Origin of the sequence: Streptomyces sp. NPDC048415 (genome assembly GCF_040651675.1) — a bacterium.
Classification (GTDB): Bacteria; Actinomycetota; Actinomycetes; order Streptomycetales; family Streptomycetaceae; genus Streptomyces.
The window spans coordinates 61735-73636 of the sequence record NZ_JBEZKJ010000021.1; the positions used below are offsets into that span (position 1 = coordinate 61735).

Sequence of the window (11902 nt, forward strand, 5' to 3'; positions counted from 1 at the left end):
CTCACTCAGTCGTCGGCGGGACCGACGGCTCCCCAGATGTGCTCGGTCCCGGTACAGCCGAACCCTTGGCGCCGCTCCGCTCCGCGCCGTCCACGCTCTCCGGATCGAGGAGGGCGCACACGACGGTGAGGAGCTGGTCGACGTCCACCGGCTTCGGTACGTAGTCGTTGGCACCCCGTGCGATGGATTTCTCGCGGTCGCCGGGCATCGCCTTCGCGGTCAGCGCCACGATGGGCAGGCCCGTCCAACGGGGGGTGCGGCGGATGGCGGAGATCGTCTCGTAGCCGTCCATCTCCGGCATCATGATGTCCATCAGCACGAGTTCGACGTCGGGGTTGCGCTCCAGCGTCTCGATGCCCTCGCGGCCGTTCTCCGCGTACAGGACGGGCATACCGACCCGGCCCAGCACATGGGTGAGTGCGAAGACGTTGCGGATGTCGTCGTCCACGATCAACACCCTTCGCCCCGGCAGGACTTGGCCCGCCCGGCCGGACTTCCACGCCTCCAGTTTCGTGGGCGTGGGCCAGGTGTCGTCGGCGTCGTGGGCGGTGTACGGCTCGCTGGACAACTGCTCGGGGACCTGCGCCGCCCGGTCCTCGGGTGTGGGCCCGGTCGCCGCGTGCCCGGGGCTGACGACAGGGACGTACAGCGTGAAGGTGGAACCCTTGCCTGGCTTGCTCTCGGCGATGATGCGGCCGCCCAGCAGCCCGGCGATCTCCCGGCTGATGGACAGGCCGAGGCCGGTGCCGCCGTACTTGCGGTTGGTGGTGCCGTCGGCCTGCTGGAACGCCTCGAAGATCACCGGGAGCTTCTCCGCGGCGATGCCGATGCCGGTGTCGGAGACCGCGAAGGCGATCACGTCGTCGCTGTTCTCCCGGGTGAAGGTGTGGTCGGGATCCTTGACGCGGTTGACGCGCAGCTCGACCCGGCCGGACGCGGTGAACTTGATCGCGTTGGAGAGCAGATTGCGCAGGATCTGCTGGAGCCGCTGCTCGTCGGAGTACATCTCGCGCGGTACGTCCTCGCCGACCGCCACCTCGAAGGCGAGCCCCCGGTCGATGGTGAGCGGACGGAAGGTCGCGTGCACGTAGTCGAGCAGCTTGATGAGGGGGAGTTTCTTGGGCCGTACGTCCATGCGGCCGGCCTCGATCTTGGACAGGTCGAGGATGTCGTTGATGAGCTGGAGCAGGTCGGACCCCGAGCGGTGGATGGTCGCCGCGAACTGGACCTCCTGATCGGAGAGATGGCCGTCGGGGTTGTCGGAGAGCAGCCGGGCGAGGATGAGAAGCGAGTTCAGGGGCGTGCGCAGCTCGTGGGACATGTTCGCCAGGAACTCGGATTTGTACTGGGAGCTGGTCGCCAACAGGGCCGCCTTCTCCTCCAGTTCGGCGTTGGAGCGCTGCAGCTCGGCCTGCTGGCTCTGCAGTTCGTCCGAGCGGTCCTGGAGCTGGATGGCCAGGCGCTGGGACTCGCCGAGCAACGACTCCGTACGGGAGTTGGCGATGATCGTGTTGATGGCGACGCCGATGGTGTTCACGAACTGGTCGAAGAAGGCCAGGTGGACATCGGAGAAGCGGGAGAAGGACGCCAGCTCGATCACGCCGAGCAGCTTGTCCTCGAAGAGGATCGGGATGATGACGACGCTGGCGGGGGCCGCCTCCCCCAGACCACTGTTGATCTTGATGTAGTCGGGCGGGGCCTCCTCCACCAGGATCCGCTTCTTCTCCCGCGCGGCCTGCCGGACGAGCCCGTGCACCGGCATACCGCCCGTGTCGACGGTCGCGCCCTGCGCCGAGCCGTACCCGGCGATGAAGGCGAGTCCCTTGGTCGGTACGGCCGTTCGCAGCGAGGTTCCGTCCTCCTCGGGGTCCGCAAGGAAGAACGCGCCGTACTGCGCGTTCACCAGCGGGGTCAGTTCGCGCAGGATCAGGTCGGCGACCTCCATCAGATCGCGGTGGCCCTGCATCAGCGCGGCGAGACGGGCGAGGTTCGACTCCAGCCAGTCCTTCGCGCGCGTGGTCTCGCGGAGGTTGGCCACCATCAGGTTGATGTTGTCCTTCAGCTCCGCCACCTCGCCGCGGGTCTCCACGGAGATGGAGCGGGACATGTCGCCCTGGGCCACCGCGGAGGCCACTTCGGCGATCGCGCGGACCTGGGTGGTCAGGTTGGAGGCGAGTTCGTTCACGTTCGTCGTCAGGCGCTTCCAGGTGCCGTACACGCCCTCCACCCGTGCCTGGCCGCCGAGTTGGCCCTCGGAGCCCACCTCGCGGGCCACCCGGGTGACCTCGGAGGAGAAGGAGGACAGGGTGTCCACCATGGTGTTGATGGTCGTCTTCAGTTCCAGGATCTCGCCGCGGGCGTCCACGTCGATCTTCTTGGAGAGGTCGCCCTGGGCCACGGCGGTCGCGACCTGTGCGATGTTCCGTACCTGTGAAGTCAGGTTGTCGGCCATGTAGTTGACGTTGTCGGTCAGATCCCGCCAGACACCGGACACGCCGAGCACCTGGGCGCGGCCGCCGAGCCGTCCGTCGGTGCCGACCTCGCGGGCCACGCGGGTCACCTCGTCGGCGAAGGCGCGCAGCTGCTCCACCATCGTGTTGACGGTGTCCTTCAGTTCCAGGATCTCGCCGCGGGCGTCGACTGTGATCTTCTTGGAGAGATTGCCGTTCGCCACGGCCGTCGTCACCTGGGCGATGTTCCGCACCTGTGACGTCAGGTTCAGCGCCATGAAGTTGACGTTGTCGGTGAGGTCCTTCCAGACGCCCGACACGCCCCGCACCTGCGCCTGGCCGCCCAGGTTTCCTTCCGTGCCGACCTCGCGGGCGACGCGGGTGACCTCGTCGGCGAAGGCGGAGAGCTGGTCGACCATGGTGTTGATGGTCGACTTCAGTTCGAGGATCTCCCCCTTCGCCTCGACCGTGATCTTCTTGCCGAGGTCACCCTGCGCGACGGCCGTGGAGACGAGGGCGATATTGCGGACCTGTGAAGTCAGGTTGTCGGCCATGAAGTTGACGTTGTCGGTGAGGTCCTTCCAGACGCCCGACACGCCCCGCACCTGGGCCCGGCCGCCCAGGTTTCCTTCCGTGCCGACCTCGCGGGCGACGCGGGTGACCTCGTCGGCGAAGGCGGAGAGCTGGTCGACCATGGTGTTGATGGTCGACTTCAGTTCGAGGATCTCGCCCTGCGCGTCGACCGTGATCTTCTGGCTCAGATCGCCGTTGGCGACGGCCGTGGTGACCTGGGCGATGTTGCGCACCTGGGAGGTCAGGTTCGAGGCCATGAAGTTGACGTTGTCGGTGAGGTCCTTCCAGACGCCCGACACACCGCGCACCTGCGCCCGGCCGCCCAACTGGCCTTCCGTGCCGACCTCGCGGGCCACGCGGGTCACCTCGTCCGCGAACGCGGACAGCTGGTCGACCATGGTGTTCACGGTGAGCTTCAGTTCGAGCAGCTCACCGGTCGCCTCGACCGTGACCGTACGCGTCAGGTCGCCGCGCGCCACCGCCGTGGTGACCAGGGCGATGTCCCGCACCTGGGCCGTGAGCCGGGACGCCATCGTGTTGACCGCCTCGGTCACATCCCGCCAACTCCCGGACAGACCCGTCACCTTGGCGCGGCCACCGAGCCGCCCCTCCGTGCCGACCTCACGGGCGACGCGGGTGACCTCGCCGGTGAAGAGGGAGAGCTGGTCGACCATCTTGTTGACGGCCCGGCCCAAGTGGCGCAAGTCACCGCGTAGTTGGCGGTTGCCGTCGTGCAGATCGACCCGCTGGGTCAGATCGCCGCCGGCCACCGCGTCGAGGACGCGTGTCGCGTTCGCCGCGGGGGCCACCAGGGCGTCGAGCAGCTGGTTCACATCGTCGACGCGCGTGGTCCAGCTGCCCTGGCCGGGGCTCGCCGCGACGCGCTCGTCGAGCCGGCCGTGGCGGACCAACTCCCGGCGGACGCGCTGCACCTCGGAGTTGAAGTGGGCGCTGCGATCCATGATCTGGTTGAATATCGTGCTCAGATCGGCGACCAGCCCATGCCCCGTTTCCGGCACTTTGCTGAAGTCTCCGTCCCGCGCGGCGGTCATCGCGGCGAGCAGCGGACGCAGATCCGATGCTCGAATCTGTCCGTCTTCGAGCACATGCATACCACTGTTCTCACTCATGGCGGCCCACTTCGGTAACTCGGCGCTTATGGGCATGGCCAGTCTGTCACCCTGTCCGCATCGGCTGAGGTCTATTCGTCCGAACTGCTCAGGGAGCCGCACAGTGGGGGCCATTCCGACGCAACGGGAGTCCATGCCGCGCGCCCCCGATATGCCTGCGCACCACCGCGCCGGCCAGGACCGCGTGGCCCGCACCTCGCTGCCGGGCACCCCGCTCGCACCCGGAGCCGCCCGCCGGTTCGTGCGCGGCGCGCTCGCCGAATGGACCGCACTCGCCACCCTGCCCGCCGCCGAGATCCTCCACGACCGCCTGACCCACGACGCCCTCGTGGTGGTCAGCGAACTCGTCACCAACGCCGTCGTCCACGCGGGCACCGACGTCGAATTGCTGTGCCGTCTAGAAAGTCCCGCCGACGGGGCGCCGGGCCCGCTGGTCGTCGAGGTCTCCGACCACCACCCCGCCCGCGGAGTACGTGACGAGGGCGCCGAACGCCCCTATGGCACACCGGAGTACGGTCGCGGCCTGCGACTCGTCTCCGCGCTGTCCGAGGCCTGGGGGATCACCTACCGGCCGGGCGTCAAGACGATCTGGGCGCGGCTGCCGGTCGGCGGGGCCGGGGTGGGAGACGGCATCTCGGAAGGCGGCGGCTCGGAAGCCGGTGTTTCGGAAGGTGGCTCGTTATCCGACATCAGGAACGCGCCGGACATCGAGCAGAAGGTGCAGGACAGCGAGGCGTACGCCGATGAGCATGCCCTCGGGCACGGGCCGTGGGCCGGCACGCCGCTCGCCACCGAGATACCCGGGCCCGAGCCGAGACGGAGCGCCCAGCAGGACCAGGACTGGCTCAACCGGGGCGCCCTCTCCTTCCTCGCCGAGGCCTCGGACCTGCTCGCCGGACAGCTCGACGAGGAGATCGTCGCCTCGCTCGCCGGGCAACTGCTCGTGCCGCGCCTCGCCGACTGGTGCGCGGTGTGGCTGGAGGACGAGGCCACCGACCGGGCCGGCGGTCTCGGCCTCGCGCTCGGACCCCGCCTCGCCCGCGTCTGGCACGGCAGTGAGAACCACATCGAGGACCTGCGCCGCGCCCTGGAGAAGGACCCACCGCGCCTTCCCGACTCGGTGCGCTCGCGGGCCGTGCCCGTGCCCTGGCCCGGTGAGGCGCTGGGCGCCCGCGTGGCGAGCGGGGCGGCGCTCGCGTACCGGCTGATCGCGGGCGGACGGCCGCTGGGCACGCTCGTCATCGGGCGGGCCGGGACGCCCGGCTTCCCCGACGAGATCACCGGGCTCGTCGAGGACCTCAGCCGCCGTATCGCCCTCGCCATCGGCGCGGCCCGCCAGTACGCGCGGCAGGCCACGATCAGCCGGGTCCTGCAGCGCGGGCTGCTGCCCGGCGCGGTCGCCGAAATCCCCGGCGTGCGCAGCGCCCTCGTCTACGAGCCGCTCGACAAGGGCGGCCCCAGCGGCGACTTCTACGACCTGTTCCCGGCCGGCGACGGACGCTGGTGCTTCGCCGTGGGCGACGTCCAGGGCAAGGGGCCCGAGGCCGCCGTGCTGATCGGCCTCGCCCGGCCCTGGCTGCGGCTGCTGGCCCGTGAGGGCTACGAGGTCGCGGATGTCCTCGACCGCCTCAATCAGCTCCTGCTGGACGACGCGACGGAGGCCGCGGACGCGGCGGCCCGCGCGCTCGTGGCGGCGGGCGGACCCGGGCTCGGCACGGACCCCGGTCCGCAGACGCGCTTCCTGTCCATGCTGTACGGCGAGCTGGTCCCCTTCGACGGTGGTGTGCGCTGCACCCTGGCCTCCGCCGGGCACCCGCTGCCGCTGCTGCTGGGCCCCGGCGGCGACGTACGGGAGGTGGCGCGGCCGCAGACCCTCCTCGGCGTCTTCGAGGACGCCGACTACACCTCCGAGACCTTCGAGCTGCACTCCGGTGACACCGTGCTCTGCGTCACGGACGGGGTGACGGAGCGGCGCAGCGGGCCGCACCAGTTCGACGACGGCGACGGCCTCGCACAGGCCCTCGCGGGCTGCGTCGGCCTGAGCGCCGAGCTGATCGCCGAACGGATCCGCAGACTGGTGCACGAGTTCGGCGCGAGGCCGCCGGAGGACGACATGGCGTTACTGGTGCTGCAGGCGGAGTAGGCGGCGCGGGTGCTCGTACGGACGGAGGAGGCCACCCCGGCGTACGGCACGCGTGCGTGCCCGGTACAGGGGCGGCGTCTGCCTACCGGGCGCGCGTGCCCGGTAAACAGGGCGCGGTCCGCCCGCACGCGCGCGTGCCCCGTATACAGGGCGCTGTCCGCCCGCACGCGCGCGTGCCCTGCGGAGGGAAACACGCACACCCCCCAGTGCTGGACAATGGAACGCATGCCTTCCGCACTCCCCGACGGTGAGCCCGTCCCCGACGACGGGGCGCTGCCCGCGCACGCCCTGGCCGGGGCGGCGCAGCGTCCGCTCGGCTTCTACCTCCACGTGCCGTACTGCGCGACCCGCTGCGGCTACTGCGACTTCAACACCTACACGGCGACCGAGCTGCGGGGCACCGGAGGCGTGCTCGCCTCCCGGGACAACTACGCGTCGACCCTGATCGACGAGGTCCGCCTGGCCCGCAAGGTGCTCGGCGACGACCCCCGCCCCGTCCGCACGGTCTTCGTCGGCGGCGGCACGCCGACCCTGCTGGCCGCCGACGATCTCGTACGGATGCTGGGGGCGATCCGCGAGGAGTTCGGGCTCGCGGACGACGCCGAGATCACGACGGAGGCGAACCCGGAGTCGGTGGACCCGGCGTATCTGGCGACGCTGCGCGCCGGGGGCTTCAACCGGATCTCCTTCGGCATGCAGAGCGCCCGGCAGCACGTACTGAAGGTGCTCGACCGCACGCACACCCCCGGCCGCCCCGAGGCCTGTGTCGCCGAGGCGCGGGCGGCGGGCTTCGAGCATGTGAACCTGGACCTGATCTACGGCACGCCGGGGGAGTCGGACGAGGACTGGCGCGCCTCGCTCGCCGCCGCGCTCGGCGCCGGGCCCGACCACATCTCCGCGTACGCCCTCATCGTCGAGGAGGGCACGCAGCTGGCCCGCCGCATCCGGCGCGGCGAGGTCCCGATGACGGACGACGACGTCCACGCGGACCGGTACCTGATCGCCGACGAGATCCTCTCGGCGGCGGGGTTCGACTGGTACGAGGTCTCCAACTGGGCCGCCTCGGACGCCGGCCGCTGCCTGCACAACGAGCTGTACTGGCGCGGCGCCGACTGGTGGGGCGCGGGTCCCGGTGCGCACAGTCACGTCGGCGGCGTCCGCTGGTGGAACGTGAAGCATCCGGGGGCGTATGCGGGCGCGCTGGCCTCCGGCCGTTCCCCGGGGGCCGGGCGCGAGCTCCTCTCCGAGGAGGACCGCCGCGTGGAACGCATCCTCCTCGAGCTGCGGCTCCTGGAGGGCTGCCCCCTGTCCCTGCTCCGCCCGGACGGCCTCGCCGCCTCCCGCCGCGCCCTGTCCGACGGCCTCCTCGACCCCGCCCCGTACGAGGCGGGCCGCGCCGTTCTCACCCTCCGGGGGCGACTGCTCGCGGACGCGGTGGTCCGGGACCTGGTGGACTGAGGGTCTTCTCGCCCCCTCCGCCCCTACCCGTCCCGTACCTGGGGGGCTCCGGCCCCCCTTGTCGCGCTTCGCGCTCGTCCTCAAACGCCGGACGGGCTGAAAATCTCCCTCAGCCCGGCGCCGTGACGAAGTCGATCAGCTCCTCAACCCGGCCCAGGAGTTCCGGTTCCAGGTCCTTGTAGGAGTGGACGCGGGAGAGGATGTGCTGCCAGGCGGCGCCGGTGTTTTCCGGCCAGCGCAGGGACCGGCAGACGCCCGTTTTCCAGTCCTGGCCGTGGGGGACGCGGGGCCACGCCGGGATGCCTACGGAGGACGGTTTCACTGCCTCCCAGACGTCGATGTACGGGTGGCCGACGACCAGGGCGTGGTCGCTCGTGACCGAGGCGGCGATCCGGGACTCCTTCGTGCCGGGGACGAGGTGGTCGACCAGGACGCCGAGGCGGGCGTCCGGCCCCGGCGCGAAGTCCGCGACGATCGCGGGCAGGTCGTCGATGCCCTCCAAGTACTCCACGACGACGCCCTCGACGCGCAGATCGTCGCCCCAGACGCGTTCGACGAGTTCGGCGTCGTGGCGGCCCTCCACGTAGATGCGCCCGGCCCGCGCGACCCGGGCGCGCGCACCGGGGACCGCCACCGAGCCCGACGCCGTACGGGTGGGACGTACCGGACCGGCGGCCGGACGCACCAGCGTGACCACCTTGCCCTCCAGCAGGAAACCGCGTGGCTCCAGCGGGAACACCCGGTGCTTGCCGAAGCGGTCCTCCAGCGTCACCGTGCCCGCCTCGCAGCGGATCACCGCGCCGCAGAAGCCGGTGCCGGGCTCCTCGACCACCAGACCGGGGTCCGCGGGCACCTCCGGCACGGCCTTGGGCTTCTTCCACGGCGGGGTCAGATCCGGCGAGTACTGGCGCATTCGGATGACGATAGGAGAAGTCCGGCCGCCGTGTCCCGCGACCTCCTCTGACACGCCGTACGATCTTCCGCCCCGTGCCGTCGCCAGACCGTACGACCTTCTACGCCACCCCGAAGCGAGCCGCCAGCGCGTCCCGCTGGGCGCGGACGAACGCCGCGTTCACCGCCGCCCCGTGACCGGGCACGTACACCGCGTCCTGACCGCCCAGGTCGAGCAGCCGGTCCAGGGCAGCCGGCCAGTGCGAGGGGATCGCGTCGGGGCCCGCCTGAGGTTCGCCGGACTCCTCCACCAGGTCGCCGCAGAAGACGGTCTCCGGTGAGCCGGGCGGGCCGGGGACCAGGACCACCAGGTCATGGCCCGTGTGGCCGGGGCCGACGTTCGCCAGCAGGACCTGTACGCCGCCGCCCAGGTCGAGCGTCCACTCGCCGGACACGGAGTGGCGGGGAAGGACCAGGAGATCAGCCGCCTCGGCCGCCGCGTCCTGGTCGAGACCGTTGCGTACGGCGTCCGCACGCAGCTCCTCGCGCTCGTGCGCCAGGACCGCGTCCAGGCCGACCGCCCCGAACACCTCCACGCCCGCGAACGCCGCCGCGCCGAAGACATGGTCGAAGTGGGGGTGGGTGAGTGCGAGGTGCGTCACTCTGCGGTCCTCGCCGAGCAGCCGCCGCGCCTCGGAGCGCAGCCGCGCGCCCTCCGCGAGGCTCGAGCCCGCGTCGATCATCAGCGCCGCGCCCTCCCCGACCACGAGCCCGGCCGTGCAGTCCCAGACCGGAAGCCGGCGCCGTCCGACCCGGGGCGCCAGTCTTTCCCACCCCAGCTCTTCCCAAGTGACCCTCATACGGAGACGCTAGCGGCGAGGGCGTCGTCGGCACGACTTCGCAGGCTGCTGCCTGCCCGCCCTTGCCGGGGCCGTACCTCACCGCCGTACACTGGGCCGGGGGACGCTGGCACTCGCGCCCGCTGAGTGCCAGGCCGAAGGCCATGAAGACCACGACGCTGACTTCTGGAGGTGCGCGCGATGCTCAGTGAACGCAGGCTCGAGGTGCTGCGTGCCATCGTCCAGGACTACGTGGGCACCGAGGAGCCGGTCGGTTCCAAGGCGCTCACCGAGCGGCACCGGCTCGGCGTCTCACCGGCGACCGTGCGCAACGACATGGCGGTGCTGGAGGACGAGGGCTACATCGCCCAGCCGCACACCAGCGCCGGGCGCATCCCCACCGACAAGGGCTACCGGCTCTTCGTCGACAAGCTCGCGGGCGTCAAGCCGATGACCGCGCCCGAGCGGCGGGCGATCCAGAACTTCCTCGACGGCGCCGTCGACCTCGACGACGTCGTGGGGCGGACGGTCCGGCTGCTCGCGCAGCTGACGCGGCAGGTCGCTGTCGTGCAGTACCCCTCGCTGACCCGCTCGACGGTGCGGCATGTGGAGTTGCTGTCGCTCGCCCCCGCGCGCGTGATGCTCGTGCTGATCACGGACACCGGCCGGGTCGAGCAGCGCATGATCGACTGCCCGGCGCCGTTCGGCGAGACGTCGCTCGCGGATCTGCGGGCCCGGCTCAACAGCCGGGTCGCGGGCCGCCGTTTCGCGGACGTCCCGCAGCTGGTGCAGGACCTCTCCGACGCCTTCGAGGCGGAGGACCGGGGTACGGTCTCGACGGTGCTCTCCACCCTGCTGGAGACGCTCGTCGAGGAGACCGAGGAGCGGCTGATGATCGGCGGCACCGCCAATCTCACCCGCTTCGGACATGACTTCCCTCTCACTATCCGGCCGGTGCTCGAAGCACTGGAGGAGCAGGTCGTGCTCCTCAAGCTGCTGGGGGAGGCCGGAGATTCGAGCATGACCGTGCGAATCGGGCACGAGAACGCGTATGAGGGACTCAACTCCACGTCCGTGGTCTCGGTCGGCTACGGTTCGGGCGTCGAAGCAGTAGCGAAACTCGGCGTGGTCGGACCCACGCGCATGGATTACCCGGGAACGATGGGAGCGGTACGAGCGGTGGCACGGTACGTCGGACAGATCCTGGCGGAGTCCTAAGTGGCCACGGACTACTACGCCGTACTCGGCGTGCGCCGCGACGCGTCCCAGGACGAGATCAAGAAGGCGTTCCGGAGGCTCGCGCGCGAGCTGCATCCGGACGTCAATCCCGATCCGAAGACGCAGGAGCGCTTCAAGGAGATCAACGCCGCCTACGAGGTGTTGTCGGACCCGCAGAAGAAGCAGGTCTACGACCTCGGCGGCGACCCGCTGTCCCAGTCGGGCGGCGCGGGCGCGGGCGGCTTCGGCGCGGGCGGCTTCGGAAACTTCTCGGACATCATGGACGCCTTCTTCGGTACGGCGTCGCAGCGCGGGCCCCGCTCGCGTACGCGGCGCGGCCAGGACGCCATGATCCGGCTGGAGATCGAGCTGGACGAGGCTGCCTTCGGAACCACGAAGGACATCCAGGTCGACACGGCCGTCGTCTGCGCCACCTGCAACGGTGAGGGCGCGGCGCCGGGCACGTCGGCCCAGACATGTGACATGTGCCGCGGTCGCGGTGAGGTGTCGCAGGTCACCCGGTCCTTCCTGGGCCAGGTCATGACCTCCCGTCCCTGCCCGCAGTGCCAGGGCTTCGGCACCGTCGTCCCGACCCCGTGCCCGGAGTGCGCGGGCGACGGCCGGGTCCGCTCCCGTCGCACCCTGACGGTGAAGATCCCGGCCGGTGTCGACAACGGCACGCGGATCCAGCTCGCGGGCGAGGGTGAGGTCGGCCCCGGTGGCGGCCCCGCCGGTGACCTGTACGTGGAGATCCACGAGCTGCCGCACGCCGTGTTCCAGCGGCGTGGCGACGACCTGCACTGCACGGTCACCATTCCGATGACCGCGGCGACCCTCGGCACCAAGGTGCCGCTGGAGACGCTCGACGGTCTGGAGGAGGTCGACATCCGTCCGGGCACGCAGTCCGGGCAGTCGATCCCGCTGCACGGGCGTGGCGTCACGCATCTGCGGGGCGGTGGCCGGGGTGACCTCATCGTGCACGTCGAGGTCATGACCCCGACCAAGCTCGACCCCGAGCAGGAGCGGCTGCTGCGCGAGCTGGCCGTGCTGCGCGGCGAGGAACGCCCCACCGGGCAGTTCCAGCCGGGACAGCAGGGGCTGTTCTCCCGCTTGAAGGACGCGTTCAACGGCCGCTGACGGGGTGTTTTCGCCCCCTCCGCCACCGCCCATCCCGGTGGCGTATGCCAGGCGGAAGGCCGG

General features: G+C 70.9%; 7 protein-coding genes. 4 read left to right on the top strand and 3 right to left on the bottom strand.

Annotated elements, in window-relative coordinates:
- Nucleotide 1: 1 nt before the first annotated feature.
- Nucleotides 2-4153: a HAMP domain-containing protein gene (locus AB0D27_RS16645; protein ID WP_362508332.1), complete on the bottom strand. Its 4152-nt coding sequence runs from the start codon at nt 4151-4153 to the stop codon at nt 2-4.
- Nucleotides 4154-4256: 103 nt separating this feature from the next.
- On the opposite strand from AB0D27_RS16645, the gene AB0D27_RS16650 reads away from it, so the two are divergent.
- Together AB0D27_RS16650 and hemW are read left to right on the top strand one after the other, a co-directional pair.
- Entirely contained in the window at nt 4257-6296 is a 2040-nt protein-coding gene (locus AB0D27_RS16650) for a SpoIIE family protein phosphatase (protein WP_362508335.1), read from the top strand.
- 225 nt (nt 6297-6521) lie between these two features.
- Complete coding sequence (gene hemW, locus AB0D27_RS16655; RefSeq protein WP_362508338.1) at nt 6522-7754, top strand: radical SAM family heme chaperone HemW; 1233 nt, start codon at nt 6522-6524, stop codon at nt 7752-7754.
- Between the two features lie 109 nt (nt 7755-7863).
- Here the strand turns inward: hemW and AB0D27_RS16660 are convergent, their stop codons facing one another.
- Nucleotides 7864-8667, bottom strand: a complete 804-nt coding sequence (locus AB0D27_RS16660) for a DUF3097 domain-containing protein (RefSeq protein ID WP_362508341.1) — start codon at nt 8665-8667, stop codon at nt 7864-7866.
- A gap of 100 nt (nt 8668-8767) precedes the next feature.
- Nucleotides 8768-9505, bottom strand: coding sequence for an MBL fold metallo-hydrolase (locus AB0D27_RS16665; RefSeq protein WP_362508344.1), 738 nt, complete (start codon nt 9503-9505; stop codon nt 8768-8770).
- Nucleotides 9506-9685: 180 nt separating this feature from the next.
- Between AB0D27_RS16665 and hrcA the strand changes: the two genes are divergently transcribed.
- On the top strand, nt 9686-10702 hold the full coding sequence (gene hrcA / locus AB0D27_RS16670; RefSeq protein WP_362508347.1) for a heat-inducible transcriptional repressor HrcA: 1017 nt from the start codon (nt 9686-9688) through the stop codon (nt 10700-10702).
- A complete protein-coding gene (dnaJ, locus tag AB0D27_RS16675) occupies nt 10703-11839 on the top strand; it encodes a molecular chaperone DnaJ (RefSeq protein WP_362508350.1) in 1137 nt (378 codons plus the stop codon).
- Nucleotides 11840-11902: the final 63 nt, after the last annotated feature.

Coding starts and splice junctions, on each gene's coding strand:
- AB0D27_RS16645 (WP_362508332.1), bottom strand. CDS start 4,153: ATGAGTGAGAACAGTGGTATGCATGTGCTCGAAGACGGACAGATTCGA.
- hemW (WP_362508338.1), top strand. CDS start 6,522: ATGCCTTCCGCACTCCCCGACGGTGAGCCCGTCCCCGACGACGGGGCG.
- AB0D27_RS16660 (WP_362508341.1), bottom strand. CDS start 8,667: ATGCGCCAGTACTCGCCGGATCTGACCCCGCCGTGGAAGAAGCCCAAG.
- AB0D27_RS16665 (WP_362508344.1), bottom strand. CDS start 9,505: ATGAGGGTCACTTGGGAAGAGCTGGGGTGGGAAAGACTGGCGCCCCGG.
- hrcA (WP_362508347.1), top strand. CDS start 9,686: ATGCTCAGTGAACGCAGGCTCGAGGTGCTGCGTGCCATCGTCCAGGAC.